The following is a 23,501-nucleotide window of genomic DNA, read 5'->3' on the forward strand; positions in this document are numbered from 1 at the left end:
CGGTAAATTTTATATGTGTTCGTCCGGTTTTACTACGTTAAGCCGCTGATTAAATTCTGCTGCGCCTCTGGCGATAAATCGTAATTGCTGAATTGTTCTTAGCGCTAGCTGTTCTCGATCTTTTTTGTCACCATCAAGTGCATCTGAACCCGCACTAAACACAATGGTTACTGCCGCATTTGCCTGCATATAAGCAACTTCGGCATCCATTTGATTTGCTTGTTGTAAGTAATCACACAATTCTAACGTAAAGTAACTAATTTCCCGGTTAACTGCCGCACGAAATGCCGCTGAAGTACCTGAACGCTCTCGCAACAACAAGCGAAATATATTGCCATTATTTTCAATGAACTCCATAAACGTAACGACAGAGATTCGGATCACCGAGCCACCTTTTTCAATACGCTGACGAGCTTGACGCATAAGTTGACGTAACGTTAAGCCCGCTTCATCAACTAATGTTAAACCTAATTCGTCCATATCAGTAAAATGCCGATAAAAGGACGTAGGAGCAAGCCCGGCTTCTTTTGCTACTTCACGCAAACTCAAATTTGAGAAACTACGCTCACTACTTAATTGCCCAAGCGCGGCATCAATTAATTGTCTGCGAGTTTTTTCTTTTTGTTGTGCTCTGATACCAGTCATCGCTAGTTAACCTTAAAAACGATTATTGCGCTCATCATACTAAAATAATACGTTTTTGCCATAGCAACACTAGGTAAAAGTAGAATCATTGGATTTTTCAGCATAAATGTCTTGACTGAATTACGTACAACATTAGAATAGCGTACAAGTGTACACTGAAAAATATTTACTCTGTTTTAATGGAACAATAAATGAAAAAACCTAAAATTATTTGGCTAAATGTCTCGGTATTTGTCATTACCTTTTTATTTGCAGCAATCGCCGTACCTTACCGAGCAATAACACATGGCTTTGATAGTGCCGAAATTACCATGGCGATAATTTGCTTTATTTATTGTGGTATGTCGATCACTGCAGGTTATCATCGTTTATGGTCACATAAAACGTATCAAGCCCACTGGTCATTACGCCTAATTTTTGCTATAGGTGGCGCATTTGCCCTGCAAAACAGTATCTTGCATTGGTCATCAGATCATCGTATTCATCATAAACATGTAGATAATAATGACGTTGACCCTTATTCAGCTAAACGAGGATTTTGGTACTCTCATATTGGTTGGATGCTACGCGAGTATCAAGCTCACCGTTATAACAACTACAGTAATGTGCGTGATCTTCAAAAAGACGGTATTGTTATGTGGCAGCATAAAAATTATTTGCTACTCACAATAGCAACAAACTTTGGTATACCAATCGCTTTTGGCCTTTGGCATGGCGATTTAATAAATAGTATTTTATTAATCGGCTTTCTACGCTTGGTATTAAGTCATCATACAACGTTCTTTATTAACTCTTTAGCACACATCTGGGGCAAGCAAACCTATACGGAAAAGAACACTGCTAGAGACAATGGTTTTCTTGCATTCTTTACCTTTGGTGAGGGTTATCATAACTACCATCATATTTTTGAGAATGATTATCGTAATGGTATTCGCTGGTGGCAGTTTGACCCAACGAAGTGGTTAATTAAAGGCTGTAATTTTCTTGGTCTTACCTATCAATTACGCACAAGCCCGGAAGATAAGGTTGAAAAAGCTCGATTAGCAATGATTTTAAAAAAGAATCAACAAAAACTGGCTACACACCCAAATGCAGAGGAATTACTTGCAAAGTTACAGCATGAATATGATACGTTAATAGCTAAACTTAATGATTTTTACGCTGCTAAAAAACAATTATTAGCTGCAAAAAAACAAAAGCTTGTTGCCGATATTGAACAGTCTGAAATGATGAAACAATACCATGAACTAAAGCAACGAATGTTAGAGCAACAGCAAAGTTGGCAGTTCTTCATCGAAAAACACGCATAATAGCGAGCTAAGTTAAGTAAATAATTAATTTACTAGTTACCTAAGCCCTATTTCCTGCTACTATTTTTATATTAGTAACACGGATTTAGGGCAGTTATTTTGACCAAGAAGCCAACACCCGAAAAAAAGAAAACAAAACAAACACAATTCGAGTATGACGCCATTATCATAGGAACAGGTCCTGGTGGTGAAGGCACAGCAATGGAACTATCTAAAAAAGATAAAAAAGTTGCCATTGTTGAACGCTATAAAGATGTTGGTGGGGGTTGTACACACTGGGGAACCATTCCTTCAAAAGCCTTGAGACAAAGTGTCAGTCGATTAATTGAGTACAATTCAAACCCTTTATTTCGTGGCCATGAAAAAGCCAAACACTTAACATTTCCCGACATATTACAACACGCTGCAGCAGTTATTAGAAAACAGGTACAATTGCGTAGTGGCTTTTACGATCGCAATCGCGTGGAGCACCTAGTTGGTGAAGCTTCTTTTATCGATAAGAACACGCTAAAAATTGTAAAACCAGATAGCTCAGTTGAAAAAGTAACAGCAAAAAAGATTGTAATAGCAACTGGTTCTCGTCCTTATCGTCCAGACGATATTAATTTTAATCACCCTCGCATTTATGACTCGGACACTATTTTATCGTTAACCCACGATCCACGGTCTATCATTATTTATGGTGCTGGCGTGGTTGGTAGCGAGTACGCATCAATATTTCGTGGGCTCGGTGTCAAAGTTGACTTAATTAATACAAGAGAGCGACTACTATCTTTCCTTGACGATGAGATGTCTGACTCACTGAGCTACCATTTATGGAATAACGGCGTTGTTATACGCCATAGCGAACAAATAGCGCGAGTGGAAACAACTGATGACTCAGTGGTTGTTTATCTAGAGTCCGGTAAGAAAATGAAAGCTGATTGCTTGCTTTGGGCAAACGGCCGAACAGGTAATACTGCAGATTTACATTTAGAAAACGCAGATTTAAAAGCAGATGGTAGAGGACAGCTTAAAGTTAATGACCAATATCAAACACAAGTGCCTAATATTTATGCCGTTGGTGATGTAATCGGCTACCCAAGTTTAGCAAGTGCAGCTTACGACCAGGGCCGTTTAGCCGCTTCAGCGATGATTGATAAACAAAGCACCGCCAGACTAATCGCTGATATTCCAACAGGTATTTATACTATTCCTGAGATTAGCTCTGTTGGCAAAACAGAGCAAGAGCTTACCGAAGCCAAAGTCCCCTATGAAGTTGGTCGTGCTCAATTTAAACACCTAGCTCGAGCACAAATATCAAACAGCTTAGTCGGTTCATTGAAAATACTTTTTCATCGCGAAACTAAAGAAATTTTAGGCATTCATTGTTTTGGTGAAAATGCTGCTGAAATTATTCATATAGGACAAGCGATTATGCAGCAAAAAAATGGTGGAAATACCATTGAGTACTTTATTGAAACAACTTTTAATTACCCAACAATGGCTGAAGCCTTTCGGGTGGCAGCATTAAATGGGTTAAACCGTTTATTCTAGTTAAAGTATTTACCCAAAAAGAGGAAGATCGCTAATGAAAATATTTACAATAATATTGGGCTTTATAAGCTTCCTCTTTATCAGTGTAGTGAGTTCTGCAACCTCATTAAATGAACAATCGTTTACTATTTATTTAGTGAGACACGCTGAGAAAGTGACTAAAACAAATAATCCACCGTTAACGCAGTGCGGATTAAATCGTGCAAAACAACTTGCTACGTTACTTGAACAGGCAGAAATTCAGCATATTTACAGCACAGATACATTAAGAACAGAACAAACAGCCGCTCCATTGGCCGAAAAACTGCAGCTTAACGTGAATAGCTATACAGCAACTGACTTACCAGATTTTGCGCAGAAGGTTAAAGGTCTGAAAATGAATACCTTAGTGGTTGGTCATAGCAATACCACCCCACAACTAACCGCGTTAATTGCGGGCGTACCAGTTAATGACATTACAGAAGCCGAGTACCAAATGCTTTATCAAGTTCAGTTTCATGGCGATAACGCAAAATTAACCGTGCTAAAGCAGCCCTTACTTTGCCTGTAAATTTAACAAAAAAAGGAGCAAACGCTCCTTTTTAATGCCTATTGGTCACACTTATTTCTGATGATAAGGTTTACTTAAGCGACCAACCGATTCAATAAAATAACCGGCATTGTCAGGATTAACATCTGGTTGTATACCGTGCCCTAAGTTAAATACATGGCCTGTGCCACCATTACCAAAGCCTGCTAATATTTTACTCACTTCTTGTTCAATGCGCTCTTTAGAGGCATATAACATAGAAGGGTCCATATTACCTTGTAATGCAACTTTATCGCCTACACGTGCTTTTGCTGTTTCTATATCAATAGTCCAGTCTAGACCAACACCATCACAGCCTGTTGCTGCAATATCTTCAAGCCACATACCACCATTTTTAGTAAACAGTGTTACAGGGACCGCTCTACCATCAGCAAAGCGCGTTAAACCGTCAACTATTTTAGCCATGTATTGCAATGAAAAGTCCTTGTAATCGCGTGGAGAAAGGACACCACCCCATGTATCAAATACCATAACCGATTGCGCACCAGCAGCAATTTGAGCATTTAAGTAGCTAATAACTGAATCAGCTAACTTATCTAGCAATAAATGTAACGTTTGTGGGTCGGTATACATCATTTTTTTGATTTTAGTAAAAGCTTTTGAGCTCCCACCTTCAACCATATATGTTGCTAATGTCCAAGGGCTGCCAGAAAAACCAATCAAGGGTACGTCACCGTTTAATGCTTTACGAATAGTTCGCACAGCATTCATTACATAACCAAGTTCGTCTTCAGGGTCAGGAATACCAATTTTTTCAACATCAGCTTTACAGGTTATTGGACGCTCAAACTTTGGTCCTTCACCTGTTTCAAAATATAAACCTAAGCCCATAGCATCAGGAATTGTTAAAATATCACTAAATAAAATAGCAGCGTCTAACGGATATCTGCGTAAAGGTTGTAGAGTAACTTCACACGCAAACTCCGCATCACGACATAACGACATAAAATCACCCGCAGTTGCACGAATTTTTCTATATTCAGGTAAATAACGACCCGCTTGTCTCATCATCCAAACAGGTGTGTAATCTACAGGTTCACGCATTAAAGCGCGAAGATAAGTGTCGTTTTTCAATTCAGTCATAAATGCGATCCAATAATTAAAGTGCGCGCATTCTACCATTTGAAAATTTTTTGATCTATGTTCTAAATCAAATCATAGAGTAGAATTAATCATTCCATTGAAACAGTGTCGACTAATCGTTATGAGTATCAAGCAATTAACGAGAATCCTCCCAAAAAACCTAAGCAAAACTAACGTTATACGAAGCTTGTCGTGGTATAAATGCTCTAATAAAGTTGTTGCATGGCTAAATTTGCTCTGGTATAAAATACCCCGCGCTAGTAAGAAGATAACTAATAAGAATCTAGGTTTCACTAGACCATACAGCGAGCATTTCAGGCCTTACCTTTTGGTAAGGCTTTTTTATTTGTGCAATATAATGATTAAACACTGACAAACTTTTACGCGTCACCCCATCTATCATCAATTAGTTGCCAATACCAAGTCACTCAATTAAAAAACTGATTAAAGTACGCTGCTATTGAGGGGACAATGAAGTGCATCGTACTTTAATCAGTAAAAAATCTAAAACAGCTGCATTTTTTCAGCTAAAAAAAGCCACCGTTGTAAACTACCAAAAGTTGACTCTCTTTTGCTATGTGCTTGCTCACTTTGTGTCGGCTGCAGTAACTCGTAAACAGCCCCTGAGGCGGTAAAAGTAAGTATTCCTTCTAACGACGTAGCGAAACTACTAAAGTTATTCTTAATTTCTACTCGTTTTTCTTGCTGAGCTTGCTTTATCAAGAACAGTTGCTGACTGTTTAATTGCACTTGACGTTCTTGCTTTACTAACAATCGTTTCGATAACCAAGTCATATCCTACTCCTATAAAACACAAAGTATTAACTGACCCTAATACTTTTACTTAAATCTCTAGATGTTAGTAACAGATACCATGCTAAGCCTACATTAGCCAACAGCACAACAAAGGTAGCTATTAACCAATGAATCTCGAGTGACACTAAGCCAACAACAATCAATGCAGAAACTGAGAACCATAAACACAATGACACGATTATAAATGCCAATAGCGCCATTACACTCATTAATATGGCGCGAAGTGCCAAGTGAAATCGACTTTCCATAGATTCTTTGGTTTGTTGCAGTTGCGCCAGCATCAGCGTTAAATATTGCTCTAACGAGCGAGTTAATGCTGAAAGTTCTGCTTCACCTCGCTCGTCCACAACGTTATCACTCGAATCACATTCATCTGTTTTGCCAGAAGAATTAACATCTTCAGCGCGATGCATTATTATTTTCTCTTCAACAATGAGGTTAATAATGCCCCTGCTGCAAAAGCTATTCCGGCGGTAGCTACCGGGTTTTCTACCGCATACTTTTTAACTTGGGAATGATCCCAACTACTTTTTAATTTTGCTTGTTTTTTTGCCAATGTTTCGCTTGATGCGGTTGCCGCTTGACGCACATTTTTTTCTGCTTTCGATACTGACTCACCTAAAGAGTCAACCGATGAATGCAAGGTGTCAGTGACTTTCTCTGCAATAGGAGAGCTGTTCTTATTAACACTATCATTTACATTTGTTGATTTAGCTGTGTTTGAATTCGCCATAAATCCTCCATTAATAAATTGACAATACATACCACGCTCATTTAAGTGGTATTTGACAATGAGGTTGCAAGGCTAATACCAGAAACCCAGAACACAAATAAAAACATATTTTTCAGACAGTTAGATGTAATGCAATTCTAGGTGAGTAAAATAATTAGGTGTGATTAAAGGTAAGATCTGCAATAATTTTGTAAACCTTACATATTACTAACGAAAATTATGCGCTGTAACAGTTCGTTATTAACGTAAAGTCTTAGTCGTTTTATGCGTTTACTTTTTTACGGGTAGAAACGACACTCGCTCACCTTTTGCTGTTATTACAGTTGCTTTAATTTCACCATCATTAGCAATTTGCAATAAACCAATGCCACTTTCATTAAACAAAGTACTTTGTCTATTAGCCTTATGTTGAGGAGCGCTATCAATTTTCGGCAAACTCACCTTAACTTTCATACGTCTTCGCTTAGTAAACCAATTTAAAGGGGAATACGACGCATATAAATACCGGTTAAGCCATTCAAAACTAACCAATAGTTTTTCTGGGAATTTATTTTTAATTCCGCTACAAGTGATCTGATAAATTTTCGAGCTATTACGAATAAATCTATGGGTTATTTGATAAACAAACGAATAATGTACATCACCAGATAAAATAATAAAATTGGGCGGTGTTTTTTGGTGGCGAAAAATATTTAAAATAACATTAGCTGTGCCTTTATGTGCCATCCAGTTTTCTGCATCAACCATTAGTGGCTTGCCAAAAAAAGTAAAAACTCGCTGTACAGCTTCTATTAACTTAACTCCATAAATAGGTGCTGGTGACACCAAAATTACATTAGCTTCTCCAATAAGCTCTTGTTGTAATTCAGACAACGCTTCCCAGTCCATTAGTCCTGAGGGCTTACCAGCGTTACTTTCAGAGCGCCAGCGTCTGGTGCGAGTATCTAATACAATGACTTTAGGGGAAGTATTTAAACTATAGTGCCAGTGTTGCCAATCTAATAAATTATCAATAAGCGTTTGTTGCTCTTTATAACCTTGCTCAGCAAAATGCGTTATGGTTTGTTGTTCTATTTCGCTAAAATGATCAGGAGCATTTCCCCACCCTTGGCAAAAGTAATAACCTATTAATGCATTACCAATAATACGCTTAGAAAAAGGATGGTTGTATGCCGCCTCTTCCCAACCTCGAGTTAAGTTCCAGTCGTCAGTAATGTCATGGTCATCAAAAATCATATAAACGGGTACGTGAGCCATTGCTCGCCTTACTTCAGCTAATCCTTGGCTAAACTTTTCTATTTGGGGTAGCTCATTTTGATACTGCGCTTGGTCGCTCAATTTAATCTTATTATTGGTTAAATCGATACTTGACCACAACTCCGGTGACCACACTAATAAATACATAGCAAATACTTCTGCCAAGGTTATTAGGTGATTCTTAGCATTTACTGAAGTGAAAATAGGCTTTTTGCTAGCGGCAAAAAACATGTCGTACACCGCTTTATTAGCGACTTCGTAAGGAAGTAGTAAATCTCGCTGATAGTAACAATATTCGCTTTCTAGTAGCTCACTAGTATTATTAGCTAATGCGCCTTGCCACGACTCGTCATAAAGCCCTAATAAAGCAATAACATGATGGATAGCCACTAACATAGGTCCAGCGACATCATCGGCATAAACTTGATCACCAGACAGTAACAACATAGCAGGACGCTGTTCAGGCTTACTTAAATGGCTTTCAATATGCTTATCAACCTGAATTAATGCATCATCACTGTCACTATGCGGTTTTCTACAAGAACCGTGCATCAATGAGTTAATTTCATTAGCAATGACAAAACTTGGGAATTGTTGTTGTTGATAACAAATATTGGGCACAAGTTCACTTAAATGTTGGCGCTTTCCTTGGGTTTTATTAATGAAAATAAAATCATAATAGAGTGGCTTTTTACTTGGTAAGGGCTGCTCGCATTTTATCTTAACTAAGTTGATATATGCATTTTCACCAATTTGAATCTGCTGCACTTGCTCGCTTGTTAATTCAGCATTAATTAAACATTGTCCCTTAGGAGTTAACATTAACCTAAACTCAAATGTAATTGGTTGGCTTGTTACTAACCAAAAGGTAAGCTGATTACAATCAACATGCCTAAGCATGGGGCCAGCAATTAAAGTGGGGAGTGATTCGTTCAACAATTAAAATCCTAATACTTACTTCTTATTGATGTTATCTCTTCGCCAGCATAAGAATCAACCACAAATAATTAGCATTTATCGCTGAATGTGGTTATCTTCTTTTATTATTTATGTATTTGTACAATTTTGGAGTAGTTGCATGGGTTTCCGTGTTCTTTTGTTTATATTGTTTAGCTTAGCGCTAAGCACTTCTTTTTCGAGTTATGCGTTAGGTAAATTAGGTCATCAACTAGTCTGTCAGCTTAGCTATGATCTACTATCAATGCCTCAACAACAAAAAATAGACCAACTACTATCAGACTTACCCACTGCAACAAAAAAGCTCATTAACAAATATAATTATCAAAAAGAAAATAGCGATATTAACTATGCTAAAGCTTGTACATGGGCTGATGCGATAAAGCGTGATAAAAGCTTTGATAGCTACAAACCTTGGCATTACGTTAATGTTAACCGCGACCAAGATACCATTGATGCCAATAGCTGTAAGCAAGACTGTTTAACCGCCGCTATTACTTTTCATTCTTCGCAGTTGGCACAAAGCGACTCACCTAAAGAGCAAGCACAAGCATTAATGTTTCTTGGGCATTGGCTTGGCGATCTACATCAGCCCTTACACGTTAGTTTCGCTAGTGATCTTGGCGGCAACAAAGTCAATGTCAAACCAAAGTTTGGTAAATGTAAAAACTTACATTGGTATTGGGATCAGTGTTTACTATATGTTGAAGAGCTACCCAAAGATGTTTCACCCTTTCAGTTTTTATACCAGCAATTAACGGCTAATTTAAACAAGGTTGAAACGCCAAAATGGCAAGAGTCTGAGGTATACAAATGGGCGAACGAATCAATAACCTTAGTAAGGTCTGCAGAGTTTGGCTATTGTGAAAAAGAAGGGGTACATTGCTTACCATTGTCTAACGGTGGCACCGAAATAACCTTAGCCTATCATAAAAAATATCATCAAATTTTACAGCAACGTATTATACTTGCTGCGCATCGACTAACCTCAATTTTAAACAAAGTATTATAAATCTATTGAACAATATTTAAGGATCCTAGGTGCTGGCACCTAGGATTTTAAGCTTTTTATTACTTATCGCCAACTTCAGCAGGTGCTGGTGGTTGTTGAATTTCTAACAATTCAATCTCAAACTGGAGTACCGCATTGCCTGGAATTTGTGGTGGACGACCATTCGGGCCATACGCTAAATCAGCTGGGATAGTAAATTTAAATTTAGAACCCACTGACATTAGCTGTACGCCTTCTGTCCAGCCTGAAATTACTCTATTTAGCGGAAATACTGCTGGTTCGCCACGTTCTACCGAACTGTCAAACTGTTCACCGTTAATTAATGTACCAACGTAATGCACTTTTACGGTATCAGTTGCTGCAGGCTTTTCGCCGCTACCCTCAGTAATAACTTGATACTGAAGACCTGATTCAGTTACTTTAACACCCTCAACCTTTGCATTTTCTGCCAAGAAGTTTTGACCTTCAACTAAGCTTGCTTCTGAAGCAAGTTTAGCTTGCTCTTGCTGCTTAGCTTTCATTGTTTGTTCTAAGTTCATTAGTAAGCTTTGAATTTCTTCTTTTTCAATAACTGCTTTATCCTCTAAACTATCAATAAATCCGCGTACAATAAGATCTTGATCTAACGTTAAGCCCATTTTTTCTTGTTCATCAAGATTACGGGTCATATACATACCAATCGAGGCACCTAAACTATAAGCCTGTTTTTGCACTTCAGTTTCTAAAACCGGAGCTTTTTCTTCTTGTTTGGTTTCTTGACAACCTATTACTGATACAAGTGCAAGTGCTACAAGCGTGGGTTTAAACAATTTCATCTACTTCTCCGTTAATACAGTCGCACTCATTTTACGACCAAATATGTGTTGTAATGCCAAGTAACTTAACATTCACGTTGAAAACCACTTATACTAACGATAATTGACTAGAGAAAAAAGCCTTATTACATTGGAAATTTGTAAACGATTTTATCGACACGCTATTTATGCACTCTCCATTACCTTATTAATGGCATGTCAACCTATCTCAAAAGAACCTATTCAACGATGGAAACACGCAGTTGAAGGCGCTTATGCAGCTAATATTTCTAACGATGGCACACTCAGCGTCGTCTCCTCAGTTCATAATGGTATTAACTTATGGAATATAGAAAAAAACGAAGTTATCTATAATTGGTCGCAACAACAAGATAATGCAGATAATTTAGTGTTAGCTGTCGATATTGCTGATAATAATAGTCATGTGTTAACTGCAAGCCGTACTGAATTTTCAATATGGAATGCCTCTACGGGAAAATCTGAAGCCTTCTGGGAAATATCTGACACTACTATACGCGATATTGCTATTGCTAATAACGCTTCCGCGGCACTGATAGGACAAAGTAATGGCGTTGTTTTACATGTTTCCCCAAAAAGTGGTCGAAGGTTAGAGTTTTTAGGACACAAAGAAAAAGTAAACTCGGTTGATATGTTACCAAATGGCCGTATTGCAATTTCAGGCGGGAACGATTTCGTCGCCTTTGTTTGGGACACTCAAAGCGGACAAGTTATCTATCGTTTTAATCACCCTAGCCGTGTGACTTACGTTGCACTTGACCCGAAAGGAAGATTTGCTTTTACCGCTGATAGTAAAAAATCATCAAACATCTGGGATTTAAAAACAGGTGAACTCATTAGCCAATTACAATATAACAATCGCCAAGAAGTATACAGCGCAGTACAATTTTCTAAAGACGGTTTATTCTTAGCAACTGGCGCGCCTTCACGTAAGGTAAGTATTTGGGATTTATACACCGGAAAACGTTTAAATAGTTGGCGTGTAACTCCAAAAAAAGATACCCGCCCTGCTAGCGCGGTTGTGTACAGCATCGCTTTTAGTGATAATAACCACATATTAACCGAATCTTCATCAGGATACGCTGAATTATGGCCAATCAGCCAATAGCCCCAAGTATTGAATCACTTGCACAAAGTATTGAGTTGTTAGAATCTCGAAATGCCTTTCAAGACGATATTATTGAACTACTCAATCAAGAAATAACACTTCATCAAATCGCGATTTCTCAATTGAAAGAGCAAATTAAAATGTTAGCCAAAAGAGTAAAAGAGTCTCCATCTTCTTCGCAAGTAGCTGATATAGCTGACGATACACCACCACCTCATTATTAGGAGGTGCATATAGTTCATGTTAGCTTCTGCAATAAACAATCCAAAGAGTATTATGGTTTAAACACACCTATTACTTGTTCTTGAGCGCGCACTTCTTTTTCAACATGCGCTTCAGGTTGTGCCATTTGCACGCCACAGCTAACACAAGTTACTTTTTCAACATTGTTTTCCTTGGTTAATGCCATGGTGTCGATAGCTTTACATTTAGGACATATAGCGCCAGCAATAAATCTTTTTTTCATTATTTTATCTATAAAATAGAATTGATAAGACATTTTACCTTGAAAGAGGCCTGTAGGAAAAGCGACAATACCCCTGATTGTATTATCACTAAGGAATTTTCATGATCACCGCCATTGAATTAAGTTTAGACCGAGGGGTTAAAAACTTAATTAAATCATCAAGTTTTACTATCCACCCAAATCACAAAGTTGGTTTAGTTGGGGCGAATGGTTGTGGTAAATCATCACTATTTGCTGCATTACTTGGTCAGTTACAACCCGATGCGGGCGAGTTAACTATGCCTAGTAGCTGGAAAATAGCCACGGTAAAGCAAGAAACTCCCGCCCTTGATATATCTGCACTTGATTATGTGATTGATGGTGATAAAGAGTTTCGACAATTAGAACATGCATTAGCACAAGCCAGATCGCAAAATAATGGCAATGAAGAAGCCATTATTCTTAATAAAATAGATGCTATACATGGCTACAGCTTACCAGCTCGTGCAGGTGAACTTTTGCATGGTTTAGGTTTTCTACAAGAGCAATTAAGTTCACCTGTTAAAGACTTTTCTGGTGGTTGGCGCATGCGCTTAAACCTGGCTCAAGCGTTGATCAGCAGAGCCGATTTAATGTTGCTTGATGAACCAACCAACCATTTAGACTTAGACGCTGTTATTTGGTTACAACGTTGGCTAAAACGATACACTGGCACCTTAGTATTAATTTCTCATGATCGCGACTTTCTTGATGATGTAATTGGACAAATACTCCATATTGAACAACAACAAGCCAAGCTATATTCAGGTAATTATTCATCCTTCGAACGTCAACGTGCTGAACAATTGGCTCAACAAGATGCACAATTTCAAAAACAACAAAAAGAAGTTGCACATCTTACTGCTTTTGTTGACAGGTTTAGAGCAAAGGCAAGTAAGGCTAAGCAAGCTCAAAGCCGACTTAAGCGATTACAAAAATTACCTGATTTAGCGCCTGCACATGTCGACAGTCAATTCACTTTTCAGTTTGAGCAACCTGAGCATATGCCCTACCCGTTACTTTCTCTTGACCAAGTCGACTGTGGTTATGGGCAAGACAGTAAAATTTTAACACAAGCTTCAATTACACTAGTACCAGGGAGCAGAATAGGTTTACTCGGACGAAATGGCGCTGGAAAATCGACCTTAATTAAGTCTTTAGCGGGCGATATAGATATTTTAAGTGGTGAGCGATATTGCGCGCAAGAATTAACAATTGGCTACTTTTCTCAGCACCAATTAGAGCAACTACATTTAAGCTCAAGCGCGATTGAGCACATTATTAGAGCTAAACCAAGCTATGGTGAGCTTCAAGCACGTAATTTTTTAGGTCGATTTGGCTTTAGCGGTGATCAAGCATTATCTGCTATTAATACTATGTCTGGTGGCGAGAAAACCCGTTTAGTGCTGGCGTTAATTGTACTAGAAAAGCCTCAACTCTTATTACTAGATGAGCCAACCAACCATTTAGATCTAGAAATGCGTCAAGCACTTGTTCTTGCATTGCAGGAGTTTTCTGGTGCAATAATATTAATTGCACATGACAGGTACCTACTTGAATCGTGTGTTGATGAATTTTATATTGTTGCTAATGGCAAAATTGCTGAATTCGATGGCGACATTGACGACTATCAGCAATGGCTTAATGATGATAAAAAATTAGTCACCAAAGCTAATAAAACAGAGTCTTCTACAGCAAGTATCGATAAAAAGCAGTTACGCCAACAGCAAGCTAATTTGCGCCAGAAAACAGCGCCTCTAAGAAAGCAAGCGAACCAACTTGAGCAGCAAATAAGTCAATGGCAACAACAGCTAACAACTGTAGAAGAACAACTTGCCGATACTGAGCTATATCAAGCCGAAAATAAAGCAAAGCTTACTGAATGTATACAAAGCCAAGCAAAGCTTAAAGGTGACATTGAAGAAGCTGAGTCTCAGTGGTTAGAGCTCGAAGAGCAGATAGAAAATATAACAGTATAAAGCTAGGTGAAGATTCAAATGCCTTGCTACACTTAAGCCAAGAGAACAGGCCAACAATAACAGGAAGTATTATGAAAAAATTAACACTAGTCGCTTTAGCATTAGCTGTTTCAACCAGTTTTAATATTATGGCTTTTGATGGTGATTACGAACACGGTGTATTTCAATTAAACCGTGGCGAGTTTAAAGCTGCAATTGACGAGTTTACACTATTATTAAAAGAGAAGTATGCGCCTGCGCAATTTCAAATGGCACTCATTTACCTTAATGGCTATGGCGTAAAAAAAGATAAAAACAAAGCACTTGAACTAATTAAAGAAGCCGCTGAGCAAAATTATCCAGAAGCGCTATTCAATTTATCTTTACTATACTCTGAAGGAGAGTTAGTTAAAAAAGATCTCAAGCAAGCATTTACCTACATGAAAAAGGCCGCTGACAAAAACTTACCTAATGCGCAATTTAATTTGGGGGTAATGTTTGCCAACGGGGAAGGAACACCCGTTGATCCAACAAGAGCAGCTCGCTGGTATGAAAAAGCAGCCAACCAAAACTTTGTGCTAGCTCAATTTAACCTTGCATTAATGTATTTCGAGGGTAAAGGCGTTCGTATGAATTTACAAGAATCTTATATTTGGAATACAATTGCGGCTAAAAGTGGTTATGTACCAGCAATAAAAAGTAGAGATATGGATGAACGAAACCTTGGAATGAGAGATATAAAAGCAGCACGTGAAATTGCCGATAAAAGGTATCAACAAATACTAGAACAAGTAGACTTACGTACAAAAATGCTCACTGAAAATTTGCACTAATTAACGCTTCTCTTGATCCCGATCATGATAGTTTAGAGCCTCCTTAATTATAATAGCTTTGACCATAAGCAATGGTTATTTTAATTAAGGAACTTGTTATGAACTTTTTCAATATGCTACTCAACGACCCCGTCGTGTTTATGTCTTTTATTGGGCTTGGTGTGTTATTTGGTATTGCTGGTTTTTATGTATATTACTTTGCTAAAAAAATTAAAGAAGACAAATAAATATACATTAGCATTTTATGCTGATACAAAATGGCATCAACAAAGTTTACTTTTTTCTACGAAGGTTAACTGTGCAGCTGTTCGTATCCTGTCGCGTGCCTGCAATTAAAGCTTGATTGATTTCACAGATAAATTATGAGGAAAAACAAAGTAACAACAATCGGAATCATCTTATTGAAATTATTTTATTAGTAGCTCCAGCTGATCTTTCACGGTTATACTAAGCGCTATATTTATAATTAAGTTATTCATGTTAAAACCTAGTAATTTCAAGCCCGCATGGTGGTTAACTAACCCACACTTACAAACAATTGCTGCTAAGTGGCTTCGCCGTAACGATCATATAACTACTTACCGTGAAGTATTGCAGTTACCTGACCAAGACCTTCTTGAGCTTGCATGGACTGAGCTCCCTAATAGAAAAGAAAACAAGCCTATAGTTATTATACTTCATGGTTTAGAGGGCTCTGTCGATAGTCATTACGCAAAAGGTATGCTCCAAGCACTCAAAGCTAAAGGATGGATTGGCGTATTAATGCACTTTCGTGGCTGTGGTCAGTACCCAAACAAGTTTGCTCGCTCATACCATAGTGGTGATATTGAAGATATTACGTATTTAACTACCTTAATTGAAAGCAGATATCCAACAAATAAAAAAGCAATTATTGGCTTTTCATTAGGCGGTAATGTACTTGCTAATTACCTTGCAAAAATGCCAAACAACCCTATTAAAGCTGCCGTTATGATTTGCGCACCTTTCGATTTAGCAAGTTGCAGTAGGCGTATTAACAAAGGCTTTTCAAAAGTTTATCAGAAGTATTTAGTTAAAACCCTTAAAAGTAATGCGCAGCTTAAAATTAAACAACATAAAATACACCATATTAATCAAGTACAATTAGCCGAAATTAACACGCTATGGGATTTTGATAATCATTACACCGCACCATTAAACGGCTTTAAAGATGCAAAGGACTATTATCAGCAAGCAAGTGGGAAAAGGTTATTGGAAAGCATTAAAGCTCCTTGTTTGGTTATTCATGCGCAAGACGATCCCTTTCTCTGTCATAAAAGTACAGTTGAACAGTTAACACTACAAAAAAATATTATTTTTGAGGTAAGCAAGGCTGGTGGTCACGTCGGCTTTATTACAGGAAGTAATCCTTTACAACCCTTTTACTGGTTAGAGCAACGCGTGCCAGAATATTTAGCGAGTTACTTATGATAGTACCCCATCACTCACTTAGCCGTGACACACTCAATGCAGTTATCGAAGCCTTTATTTTAAGAGAAGGAACAGATTACGGGTTAGAAGAATATTCGCTTGAAGAGAAGATCAAGCATGTTATTGAGCAATTAGAATCTGGTATTGTTGTTTTGGTTTATTCAGAACTTCATGAAACTGTTAATATTTTACCAAAATCAGAGTTCGAGCAATCGCAATAAAAAAGGCAATGGACCCTGTAACAAAATCTGTGTAACTGCCTATCATTAATACCCATATAGGGTTTAGGATAGGCAATTATGAATAAGAAAGAACTAGAAGCGTTTGCTAAAGAGGCAGCCAAATCAATCAAGTCCGAAGCTGACTTAACTGATTTTCGCAAAATGTTAACCAAGGTCACCGTTGAAGCGGCACTTAATGCCGAGCTTGACGAACACCTTGGCTACTCTCGTCATGAAAAATCCACTCAAGATAATTACCGTAATGGTTATTCATCGAAAACAATTCGCACTGAAGATGGTGAAGTCGACCTAGATGCCCCTCGCGATAGGAACTCCAGCTTTGAGCCTCAGCTCGTTAAGAAAAATCAAACGCGTTTTACCTCAATGGACGACAAGATTTTATATCTGTACTCCAAGGGCATGACAACCCGAGATATCGTTGCTACCTTCAAAGAAATGTATGATGCGGATGTTTCTCCAGCACTTATTTCACGTGTGACTAACGCCGTTATTGAGCAAGTCGTGGAATGGCAAGCGAGGCCGCTTGATGCGGTTTACCCCATTGTTTACTTAGACTGCTTAGTGGTCAAAATTAGGCAGGATAAACAGGTTATCAATAAAGCTGTTTACCTTGCGCTTGGCGTTAATATTGAAGGCCATAAAGAGTTGCTCGGCATGTGGATATCGGAAAATGAAGGGGCTAAGTTTTGGTTGAACGTGTTAACTGAACTTCAAAATCGAGGCGTGAAAGATATCCTTATTGCTTGTGTCGATGGCCTTAAGGGCTTCCCTGATGCAATCAATACAGTTTATCCTGATACGCAAATACAGCTGTGTATTGTGCATATGGTGCGTAATTCGTTGAAGTTTGTTCCATGGAAAGACTATAAAGCTATCACGAGTGATTTGAAGCGAATATACCAATCAATCACCGAAGATGAAGCGTTGCTAGCACTTGAACAATTCGAACAGCGCTGGGATGGCAAATACCCCAACATATCGCGCTCGTGGCGTAATAACTGGCAGAACGTGAGTACGTTGTTTAATTACCCGGAAGATATACGTAAAGCTATCTACACGACGAATGCGATTGAGTCGCTCAATAGTGTAATACGTAAGGCAATTAAAAAGCGTAAGCTTTTTCCACATGATGATTCAGCGAAAAAGGTCATCTACTTGGCAATAGAGCAGGCATCCAAAAAGTGGACAATGCCAATAAGAAATTGGAAAACGGCCTTGAATCGATTTATGATTGAATTCGAAGACCGTTTGAAAGATGTTATTTAAACCTGGCAGTTACACAAAATGCGTTACAGGGTCAGGCAATGCGTCATGCATTGCCTTTAGCTTACTTTGATAACCATGAACTATCTGCGGAATTCACCAGCGCGCTCTGGTTGATATATTATTTCTAATATTTCTACTTTTAGTACCCCACCACCTGGCTTAGGCCACTCTATCGTTTCACCTTCTTTAAGTCCCAGTAATGCACTACCAACTGGTGCAAGAATAGAAACAACAGGGTCATTGTTAGGATTCTTTTCCTGCGGGTAAGTTAGCGTTAAAGCAAACTCTTTACCTGAAGATATTTCTTTAAATTTAACCGTTGAATTCATCGTTACAATATTGGGTGGCATTTCTTCTGGCGCTACAATATCTGCACGATCTAATTCAGTAAGCAGCTCATCCATGCCTGGGAATGTTTGATTTCCCATTGCATCAATCATTGCATCAAGTCGCTCCGCATCAAGCGACGAAATAATAATTTTAGGTCTTTGATCCATTTTTATCTACCTCTGAAAAATAGCATATTGCTTATTGCTAACAATGTCGTTGTTTATGCCAGCTTCATTCACTAGGTAAACATTCGACTGACTAATATTAGCAACCAGTTAATAAAGTAAACACACTTTATTTGCCTGTTGTAGCTAGGTATAGAATCGAACACTTAATTAAATGAAGCTGGTATAACTATCTAAATAATTATCAATATAAAACTACATAACCTGCAACCAGATTACATAGCGTAAAAACATGTTTAAAAGCTATAATCACCGAACTAAAGTGATTTAGAAGGGTTAGCGCCTAGCTTTGTGTGGAATTATTACACGTTGCCATGGAATATCGCTTGTACCTAATGAAACAAAATCTGGGTTTAATACACTCTCGCGTTCATTATATGACAACGGGAGAAACTCACTATCTACAATAGTGCCCCCTGCTTGTTCTAATATACACTGGCTTGCACCTGTATCCCACTCTCCTGTAGGGCCAATGCGTAAATAGCAATCAGCCCCACCTTCTGCAATTAGGCAGTTTTTTAGAGAGCAACTACCTAAAGCAATGTATTCGAAATCAAACGACTTATCAAGATATTGTGTCATTATACTTAACTCTTGACGTCGGCTTATCGCTACCTTAATTTTTCGCTGCCCATCATAAGGAGCCACATTAATTTGATGTCTACCTTGGCTACCTTCTTTAAATGCTCCTTTACCTCTTTGTGCATAATAGGTGAGCTGATGATCAGGGGCATGAATAACACCAATAACTGGGTGACCATTTTCTATTAATGCAATGTTTACCGCAAAGTCACCGCTACCTTTTATAAACTCACCCGTACCATCGATAGGATCTAACAACCAATAACGCTGCCAATGTTTTCGTTGGTTTAACGGTAAAGGGCCTATTTCTTCTGAAATAACTGGAATATCAGGGGTAACTCTTTTCAGCTCAGCCATGATTATATCATTAGCAGCAATATCTGCACTAGTTACAGGGCTGTTATCCTCATTAATTTCAGAGGTATAATTACCACTAAGATAATGCTGAGACACTTCAAGACCGGCTTTTTTACTTGTTTTTAATGCAATGTCTAATAATTGAGTTAAGTCCACCCACTATCCCCTTAATTGGTCAAGCATCAACATTAATGCCGTAATGCTGCGAGCTTCATTAAAGTCATCTTGTGCTAATAAAGCTAAGTAATTATCTATTTTCCATGGCACAACTTCCAATGGTTCAGGTTCGTCACCTTCAAGCTGTTCACTGTATAACTCTTTTGCTAAATAGATGTTCATATTACCTGAAAAAAAAGCGGGTGCCATTGCAACTGTTTTTAAAAGTTGTAACGAATTGGTTCCGTAACCAATTTCTTCTTTTAGCTCTCTATCAGCCGCATGCTCTGCTGCCTCGCCAGGATCTATTAATCCTTTTGGAAAACCCAATTCGTATCGATGCGTGCCAGCACAGTATTCTCTCACTAATAAGATAGTATCTTCATCAATCATAGGCACTATCATTACTGAACCCCTGCCTGAGCCCTCCATTCGCTCATAAATCCGTTCAACCCCATTACTGAAAGTTAGCTCTAATTGCTCAATCTTAAAGAGTTTACTACTAGCAACGGTGGTACGTTTTCTGATTTGAGGTAATCCCGTCGATTTTCCCATAATGAAACTAAACTACCTGTTCAAAATTAAATTGGTATAATCCCTATCATAAGACGTTTTACTAGGAAAAATCTATGCTTGATTGGTCAAAAATCACAACTGTTTTACTTGATATGGATGGCACTATATTAGATTTGCATTTTGACAATCACTTTTGGCTTGAACATTTACCTAAGCGCTATAGCGAATTAGCAAATATCAGTGTGGAGCAAGCAACAGAAAAGCTCGTTAGTCATTATCAGCGTGTTGAAGGCACTATTGCTTGGTACTGTCTTGATTACTGGGCGGAACAAACACAATTACCCATTACACAATTGAAACGAGAAGTGCAGCATTTAATTAGGCTCAGAGATGATGCTCATGATTTTTTAGTCGCACTTAAACAGTCTGGCAGAGAGGTTATTTTGGTCACTAACGCTCACCCTGATAGTCTTTCACTAAAAGTAGAGCGAACGCAATTAGATCAATACTTTGATCAGCTCTATTCAACTCATGAATTTGGTGCAACAAAAGAGTCCCAATTGTTGTGGCAAAGGCTTCAACAAAAGCAAGGTTTCAACAATGAAAGTACGCTGTTTGTTGATGATAATATTACAATTTTGAATTCTGCAAAAAACTTTGGAATTGAACACCTACTCGCTGTTGCTAACCCAGATAGTCAACAAGCAGCGAAGAAAATTGATACCTATCCGTCGATAACAGATTTTAATTGCTTATTAAACGATATAAAAAATTTCAAAGTCTCTGCTCAAGCGTAACTTAAAAGACTAGTTTAAAAGGCAAGTCGATAACGGCCTTGTTGATCTTGCCTACCCAAAAACGGTAGCACCTGTTCAACTGCTTTGGGTAACTTATTATGCGGTGTTAAATAGCCATTTCCTGAAATAGCACCACCTTTATCTAATTGAGCAGTAAAACTTACACCTAAGTCATTGTTTTCGTCTAAGGTAACAACAGCTTTGCCTTTTACACATGATAAAATCGCATTTAAGGTGCCTAAAGGCACTTGCTCTGATAGCGCAGTTATAGCTGCATTTGACCACTGTAAGTTGCCCACGAGTTGCTGACAAACTGGTTGTCCCAGTACAAATTCGTTAATCGTCACTGAGATAGTATTTTTAGCTTCGACTGGAATAGGTAACGGTAATTGTTGGGCAAGGTTATTCGCATCAACACTTACAAATAAGTCGCTGATCGTTAAATCTGACATAAAACCTTTAGCATTAAAGTGTCCTTCAGGGCCTTGATATAATGAACCACCAAACGTTATATCAGTGCTGGGGTTAAACAGTATAGTTGATAGCCAATTAACATTAATATTCACTTGGTTAATCAAGGTTTTTTCAATTAACACTGTATCTATTTTACTTTGCCAAATGCTGCCAGATACATTTCCTAGTTGAATATTATCTGGCAATTTCACCTTGTTTATTACAAAATTTGCGGGTATGAATGCAACCAAAAAAAATACATACACAGTTAAAAACGCAGACAATGCTGCCAACCACTTTTTCATTAATTATTTCCTAACTGTAGGCGTCGAACGCGGACTTCCCCGTCTATATCCGTTGCATCTAAATCTATATTCTTAATTGTTAATCCGTGTTTCTCCGATAACTGAGCAAGCCATTGTAATAACGAATTAAAGGCAATATTATCTATCCAAATTTGTAAGTCATCACCTTGTGGCTGAATCCGAGTAATTGATATGCCACTTCGACTAGCAGCTTGATTAACAATACTTGATAAACTTGCATTATTACGAGGTTGTTTACTATTGCCACCATTTGCTTGATAGCGAGCGACTTCTTGTTTAACCCAGACCAATAATTCATGTTGGCGCGCAACCCGCTTCTCAGCGTTGATGATTTTTTTATTTAGCGGTTGCCATACAAGGCTATAAAATAAAAAGATAACAACAATACCACCAAGCGCCCCTACTAAACGCTGCTCTCTAGTGTTTAAGCCTAACCACCATGCTTTCATAAGCGACCACCTTGTGATTTGTCTACAATACTAAACGAACCAGACACTTTTTCTCCTTGGTTATTTTGCGCTCCCTGAGAAACACTGAGCTGTTGCTTTTCAAGTTGTTGTTTAAACTGTTCAAATTGCTGATAACCGCTTGCTGTTGCCTGTAATCTTAATTCTTTACGTTTGCTATCAAACTTAATTGAATCAGGTTTAAGTTGTGGCACTTGGGCAAAAGCAGGCTGTACTTTACTGAGCATGGCCAAAAAGCTCTCCGATTCATCTCCACCGGATATTCCTGCCATTTTGCTTTTAAGTTGTGACTTTACCGTTGCAACTCTTACTCGCTTTGTCTTTGGAAAAGCTTGTTTATATACATCAACTATTTCTTGTTCAATAACTTGCTGTTTATTCGTTAGCTGCCATAGGTGTGTACCTTTGTAAGCAAGGTTTAACATAAATGCTACCGCCATTATTGCCGCAGCAGCTTGCCATATTTTTAGCGCTGGCGAACGTTTCTCTTTTAGCTGATATTGGCCTTGTAATAAGTTAAAACTAACGCTATTACTGCCTTTAGCAAGTAAAGCAAGCGGTAACTCTTCAGGCATATTTTCAAGCGTTAGTCGTTCACTAGTGCCTGGTATTGGTGAGTAATGATGAAGGGTCGGTAAATTATCGCTCTTATGTTCCAAAGCTAGGTTTTCACTTACCATTGGCCAAACAGCGCAGTCGATCACTTGCGCCTGCCACGTATCTTGCTTAATCAGCACTTGCTCGCCTAAAACAATTGCTTGCCAGGTATCAGGCATTGTCGGTAACGCTAATACATCGGGGATCATAACTTTAGAGCGAATATTTGCTTCACTAAGCCATGACAGCCATGATTCCATCTGTGCTTTTGCAGTAACCGCTACAAAGCAATTATTAACACTACCCTCATTTTTCAAATTAGCATAGGCAAAAAACAAATGGTCTACATCTTGTGCAAGCTCATCTTCTAACATATAAGGTACAGCTAGCTTAATTGCGCGTTGCGATTTAGCCGGTACATGTAATTGCTTAAAAGCAACATCGCAGCCGGGAACAAATACTATCACCTTTCGCTGTTGTGATTTTTCTGTTAAATGTCCAAGTTGCTCTTTACTAGCAAGCTCTCCGCTAGCAATAATCTCATGCTCGGTATCAGAATAAACAAGCCAGTGAATTCGGTCATTAGCTGCGCTGCCTAATCTAATATATAAAGTTTCCGCCATT

The 23,501-nt window shown here is 38.3% G+C and carries 27 protein-coding genes; 13 read left to right on the forward strand and 14 right to left on the reverse strand.

Translation table 11 applies throughout. The annotated features are described in order from the left end of the window. Window positions 1-9 precede the first annotated feature (9 nt). Window positions 10-645 (reverse strand): HTH-type transcriptional repressor FabR, encoded by a 636-nt coding sequence (fabR, locus tag QUD79_RS15395; RefSeq protein ID WP_184424588.1) that lies wholly within the window; start codon window positions 643-645, stop codon window positions 10-12. Between the two features lie 191 nt (window positions 646-836). Here fabR and QUD79_RS15400 point away from each other — a divergent pair, with 191 nt between their 5' ends. The 3 genes from QUD79_RS15400 to QUD79_RS15410 all read left to right on the forward strand — a co-directional run bounded on the left by QUD79_RS15400 (window position 837) and on the right by QUD79_RS15410 (window position 4,041). Continuing rightward, the gene (locus tag QUD79_RS15400; protein ID WP_184424589.1) at window positions 837-1,955 is read left to right on the forward strand and encodes an acyl-CoA desaturase; all 1,119 of its coding nucleotides are present in this window, start codon (window positions 837-839) and stop codon (window positions 1,953-1,955) included. Window positions 1,956-2,054: 99 nt separating this feature from the next. Next, window positions 2,055-3,491, forward strand: coding sequence for a Si-specific NAD(P)(+) transhydrogenase (sthA, locus tag QUD79_RS15405; protein WP_184424590.1), 1,437 nt, complete (start codon window positions 2,055-2,057; stop codon window positions 3,489-3,491). 34 nt (window positions 3,492-3,525) lie between these two features. Next, window positions 3,526-4,041: a SixA phosphatase family protein gene (locus QUD79_RS15410; protein WP_184424591.1), complete on the forward strand. Its 516-nt coding sequence runs from the start codon at window positions 3,526-3,528 to the stop codon at window positions 4,039-4,041. Window positions 4,042-4,092: 51 nt separating this feature from the next. On the opposite strand, the gene hemE is transcribed toward QUD79_RS15410, so the two are convergent. The 5 genes from hemE to QUD79_RS15435 form a co-directional block, all read right to left on the reverse strand. Continuing rightward, entirely contained in the window at window positions 4,093-5,163 is a 1,071-nt protein-coding gene (gene hemE, locus QUD79_RS15415; RefSeq protein ID WP_184424592.1) for a uroporphyrinogen decarboxylase, read from the reverse strand. 504 nt (window positions 5,164-5,667) lie between these two features. Continuing rightward, window positions 5,668-5,958 (reverse strand): hypothetical protein, encoded by a 291-nt coding sequence (locus tag QUD79_RS15420; RefSeq protein WP_184424593.1) that lies wholly within the window; start codon window positions 5,956-5,958, stop codon window positions 5,668-5,670. A 26-nt stretch (window positions 5,959-5,984) separates the two neighbouring features. Beyond that, on the reverse strand, window positions 5,985-6,392 hold the full coding sequence (locus QUD79_RS15425) for a hypothetical protein (RefSeq protein ID WP_184424594.1): 408 nt from the start codon (window positions 6,390-6,392) through the stop codon (window positions 5,985-5,987). Window positions 6,393-6,394: 2 nt separating this feature from the next. Beyond that, window positions 6,395-6,712 carry a DUF883 domain-containing protein gene (locus tag QUD79_RS15430; RefSeq protein WP_184424595.1) on the reverse strand — a complete coding sequence of 106 codons (318 nt, stop codon included), beginning with the start codon at window positions 6,710-6,712 and terminating at the stop codon, window positions 6,395-6,397. Window positions 6,713-6,982: 270 nt separating this feature from the next. After that, on the reverse strand, window positions 6,983-8,908 hold the full coding sequence (locus tag QUD79_RS15435) for an alkaline phosphatase D family protein (protein ID WP_246454967.1): 1,926 nt from the start codon (window positions 8,906-8,908) through the stop codon (window positions 6,983-6,985). A gap of 139 nt (window positions 8,909-9,047) precedes the next feature. Here QUD79_RS15435 and QUD79_RS15440 point away from each other — a divergent pair, with 139 nt between their 5' ends. Next, window positions 9,048-9,938, forward strand: coding sequence for a S1/P1 nuclease (locus QUD79_RS15440; RefSeq protein WP_184424596.1), 891 nt, complete (start codon window positions 9,048-9,050; stop codon window positions 9,936-9,938). 59 nt (window positions 9,939-9,997) lie between these two features. On the opposite strand, the gene QUD79_RS15445 is transcribed toward QUD79_RS15440, so the two are convergent. Then, window positions 9,998-10,753, reverse strand: coding sequence for an FKBP-type peptidyl-prolyl cis-trans isomerase (locus tag QUD79_RS15445; protein ID WP_184424597.1), 756 nt, complete (start codon window positions 10,751-10,753; stop codon window positions 9,998-10,000). A 130-nt stretch (window positions 10,754-10,883) separates the two neighbouring features. Between QUD79_RS15445 and QUD79_RS15450 the strand changes: the two genes are divergently transcribed. Further along, a complete protein-coding gene (locus QUD79_RS15450; protein WP_246454968.1) occupies window positions 10,884-11,879 on the forward strand; it encodes a WD40 repeat domain-containing protein in 996 nt (331 codons plus the stop codon). After that, window positions 11,861-12,103, forward strand: a complete 243-nt coding sequence (locus tag QUD79_RS15455) for a SlyX family protein (protein ID WP_184424598.1) — start codon at window positions 11,861-11,863, stop codon at window positions 12,101-12,103. Before QUD79_RS15450 ends, QUD79_RS15455 begins: the two co-directional genes overlap by 19 nt. A gap of 50 nt (window positions 12,104-12,153) precedes the next feature. Here the strand turns inward: QUD79_RS15455 and QUD79_RS15460 are convergent, their stop codons facing one another. Next, window positions 12,154-12,345 (reverse strand): YheV family putative zinc ribbon protein, encoded by a 192-nt coding sequence (locus tag QUD79_RS15460; RefSeq protein ID WP_184424599.1) that lies wholly within the window; start codon window positions 12,343-12,345, stop codon window positions 12,154-12,156. A gap of 101 nt (window positions 12,346-12,446) precedes the next feature. On the opposite strand from QUD79_RS15460, the gene QUD79_RS15465 reads away from it, so the two are divergent. The 6 genes from QUD79_RS15465 (at window position 12,447) to QUD79_RS15490 (ending at window position 18,111) form a co-directional block, all read left to right on the forward strand. Next, a complete protein-coding gene (locus QUD79_RS15465; protein WP_184424600.1) occupies window positions 12,447-14,342 on the forward strand; it encodes an ATP-binding cassette domain-containing protein in 1,896 nt (631 codons plus the stop codon). Between the two features lie 71 nt (window positions 14,343-14,413). Next, the gene (locus tag QUD79_RS15470; protein ID WP_184424601.1) at window positions 14,414-15,154 is read left to right on the forward strand and encodes a tetratricopeptide repeat protein; all 741 of its coding nucleotides are present in this window, start codon (window positions 14,414-14,416) and stop codon (window positions 15,152-15,154) included. A 98-nt stretch (window positions 15,155-15,252) separates the two neighbouring features. Continuing rightward, on the forward strand, window positions 15,253-15,381 hold the full coding sequence (locus QUD79_RS15475) for a DUF3149 domain-containing protein (RefSeq protein WP_184424602.1): 129 nt from the start codon (window positions 15,253-15,255) through the stop codon (window positions 15,379-15,381). 250 nt (window positions 15,382-15,631) lie between these two features. After that, window positions 15,632-16,603 carry a hydrolase gene (locus tag QUD79_RS15480; protein WP_184424603.1) on the forward strand — a complete coding sequence of 324 codons (972 nt, stop codon included), beginning with the start codon at window positions 15,632-15,634 and terminating at the stop codon, window positions 16,601-16,603. Beyond that, window positions 16,600-16,824: a YheU family protein gene (locus QUD79_RS15485; RefSeq protein WP_184424604.1), complete on the forward strand. Its 225-nt coding sequence runs from the start codon at window positions 16,600-16,602 to the stop codon at window positions 16,822-16,824. The genes QUD79_RS15480 and QUD79_RS15485 overlap by 4 nt, the downstream gene beginning before the upstream one ends. A gap of 78 nt (window positions 16,825-16,902) precedes the next feature. Next, on the forward strand, window positions 16,903-18,111 hold the full coding sequence (locus QUD79_RS15490) for an IS256 family transposase (protein ID WP_184426950.1): 1,209 nt from the start codon (window positions 16,903-16,905) through the stop codon (window positions 18,109-18,111). An 80-nt stretch (window positions 18,112-18,191) separates the two neighbouring features. Here the strand turns inward: QUD79_RS15490 and rnk are convergent, their stop codons facing one another. The 3 genes from rnk to nudE all read right to left on the reverse strand — a co-directional run bounded on the left by rnk (window position 18,192) and on the right by nudE (window position 20,276). Further along, the gene (rnk, locus tag QUD79_RS15495) at window positions 18,192-18,608 is read right to left on the reverse strand and encodes a nucleoside diphosphate kinase regulator (protein ID WP_184424269.1); all 417 of its coding nucleotides are present in this window, start codon (window positions 18,606-18,608) and stop codon (window positions 18,192-18,194) included. 294 nt (window positions 18,609-18,902) lie between these two features. Continuing rightward, window positions 18,903-19,721 carry a 3'(2'),5'-bisphosphate nucleotidase CysQ gene (gene cysQ / locus QUD79_RS15500; RefSeq protein ID WP_184424268.1) on the reverse strand — a complete coding sequence of 273 codons (819 nt, stop codon included), beginning with the start codon at window positions 19,719-19,721 and terminating at the stop codon, window positions 18,903-18,905. Between the two features lie 3 nt (window positions 19,722-19,724). Further along, the gene (gene nudE / locus QUD79_RS15505; protein WP_184424267.1) at window positions 19,725-20,276 is read right to left on the reverse strand and encodes an ADP compounds hydrolase NudE; all 552 of its coding nucleotides are present in this window, start codon (window positions 20,274-20,276) and stop codon (window positions 19,725-19,727) included. 74 nt (window positions 20,277-20,350) lie between these two features. Here nudE and yrfG point away from each other — a divergent pair, with 74 nt between their 5' ends. Then, window positions 20,351-21,034, forward strand: coding sequence for a GMP/IMP nucleotidase (gene yrfG, locus QUD79_RS15510; RefSeq protein WP_184424266.1), 684 nt, complete (start codon window positions 20,351-20,353; stop codon window positions 21,032-21,034). 14 nt (window positions 21,035-21,048) lie between these two features. On the opposite strand, the gene QUD79_RS15515 is transcribed toward yrfG, so the two are convergent. Genes QUD79_RS15515 through gspL form a run of 3 tightly spaced genes read right to left on the reverse strand, consistent with a single transcriptional unit; the run spans window position 21,049 to window position 23,500 of the window. Next, window positions 21,049-21,792, reverse strand: a complete 744-nt coding sequence (locus QUD79_RS15515) for a type II secretion system protein N (RefSeq protein WP_184424265.1) — start codon at window positions 21,790-21,792, stop codon at window positions 21,049-21,051. Next, on the reverse strand, window positions 21,792-22,262 hold the full coding sequence (locus tag QUD79_RS15520; protein WP_184424264.1) for a type II secretion system protein M: 471 nt from the start codon (window positions 22,260-22,262) through the stop codon (window positions 21,792-21,794). Before QUD79_RS15520 ends, QUD79_RS15515 begins: the two co-directional genes overlap by 1 nt. After that, window positions 22,259-23,500, reverse strand: a complete 1,242-nt coding sequence (gene gspL, locus QUD79_RS15525) for a type II secretion system protein GspL (protein WP_184424263.1) — start codon at window positions 23,498-23,500, stop codon at window positions 22,259-22,261. Before gspL ends, QUD79_RS15520 begins: the two co-directional genes overlap by 4 nt. Window position 23,501: the final 1 nt, after the last annotated feature.

This window comes from Thalassotalea piscium (assembly GCF_030295935.1).
GTDB classification, from domain to species: domain Bacteria; phylum Pseudomonadota; class Gammaproteobacteria; order Enterobacterales; family Alteromonadaceae; genus Thalassotalea_B; species Thalassotalea_B piscium.

Excerpts from the sequence above, each read along its gene's own strand:
- QUD79_RS15480 (WP_184424603.1), top strand. The coding sequence starts at position 15,632 with ATGTTAAAACCTAGTAATTTCAAGCCCGCATGGTGGTTAACTAACCCA.
- QUD79_RS15490 (WP_184426950.1), top strand. The coding sequence starts at position 16,903 with ATGAATAAGAAAGAACTAGAAGCGTTTGCTAAAGAGGCAGCCAAATCA.
- QUD79_RS15475 (WP_184424602.1), top strand. The coding sequence starts at position 15,253 with ATGAACTTTTTCAATATGCTACTCAACGACCCCGTCGTGTTTATGTCT.
- nudE (WP_184424267.1), bottom strand. The coding sequence starts at position 20,276 with ATGGGAAAATCGACGGGATTACCTCAAATCAGAAAACGTACCACCGTT.
- gspL (WP_184424263.1), bottom strand. The coding sequence starts at position 23,500 with ATGGCGGAAACTTTATATATTAGATTAGGCAGCGCAGCTAATGACCGA.
- QUD79_RS15425 (WP_184424594.1), bottom strand. The coding sequence starts at position 6,392 with ATGCATCGCGCTGAAGATGTTAATTCTTCTGGCAAAACAGATGAATGT.
- QUD79_RS15460 (WP_184424599.1), bottom strand. The coding sequence starts at position 12,345 with ATGAAAAAAAGATTTATTGCTGGCGCTATATGTCCTAAATGTAAAGCT.
- hemE (WP_184424592.1), bottom strand. The coding sequence starts at position 5,163 with ATGACTGAATTGAAAAACGACACTTATCTTCGCGCTTTAATGCGTGAA.
- QUD79_RS15485 (WP_184424604.1), top strand. The coding sequence starts at position 16,600 with ATGATAGTACCCCATCACTCACTTAGCCGTGACACACTCAATGCAGTT.
- QUD79_RS15515 (WP_184424265.1), bottom strand. The coding sequence starts at position 21,792 with ATGAAAAAGTGGTTGGCAGCATTGTCTGCGTTTTTAACTGTGTATGTA.
- QUD79_RS15470 (WP_184424601.1), top strand. The coding sequence starts at position 14,414 with ATGAAAAAATTAACACTAGTCGCTTTAGCATTAGCTGTTTCAACCAGT.
- QUD79_RS15465 (WP_184424600.1), top strand. The coding sequence starts at position 12,447 with ATGATCACCGCCATTGAATTAAGTTTAGACCGAGGGGTTAAAAACTTA.
- QUD79_RS15430 (WP_184424595.1), bottom strand. The coding sequence starts at position 6,712 with ATGGCGAATTCAAACACAGCTAAATCAACAAATGTAAATGATAGTGTT.
- QUD79_RS15445 (WP_184424597.1), bottom strand. The coding sequence starts at position 10,753 with ATGAAATTGTTTAAACCCACGCTTGTAGCACTTGCACTTGTATCAGTA.
- yrfG (WP_184424266.1), top strand. The coding sequence starts at position 20,351 with ATGCTTGATTGGTCAAAAATCACAACTGTTTTACTTGATATGGATGGC.
- QUD79_RS15440 (WP_184424596.1), top strand. The coding sequence starts at position 9,048 with ATGGGTTTCCGTGTTCTTTTGTTTATATTGTTTAGCTTAGCGCTAAGC.
- QUD79_RS15400 (WP_184424589.1), top strand. The coding sequence starts at position 837 with ATGAAAAAACCTAAAATTATTTGGCTAAATGTCTCGGTATTTGTCATT.
- QUD79_RS15520 (WP_184424264.1), bottom strand. The coding sequence starts at position 22,262 with ATGAAAGCATGGTGGTTAGGCTTAAACACTAGAGAGCAGCGTTTAGTA.
- QUD79_RS15410 (WP_184424591.1), top strand. The coding sequence starts at position 3,526 with ATGAAAATATTTACAATAATATTGGGCTTTATAAGCTTCCTCTTTATC.
- fabR (WP_184424588.1), bottom strand. The coding sequence starts at position 645 with ATGACTGGTATCAGAGCACAACAAAAAGAAAAAACTCGCAGACAATTA.
- QUD79_RS15420 (WP_184424593.1), bottom strand. The coding sequence starts at position 5,958 with ATGACTTGGTTATCGAAACGATTGTTAGTAAAGCAAGAACGTCAAGTG.
- rnk (WP_184424269.1), bottom strand. The coding sequence starts at position 18,608 with ATGGATCAAAGACCTAAAATTATTATTTCGTCGCTTGATGCGGAGCGA.
- QUD79_RS15455 (WP_184424598.1), top strand. The coding sequence starts at position 11,861 with ATGGCCAATCAGCCAATAGCCCCAAGTATTGAATCACTTGCACAAAGT.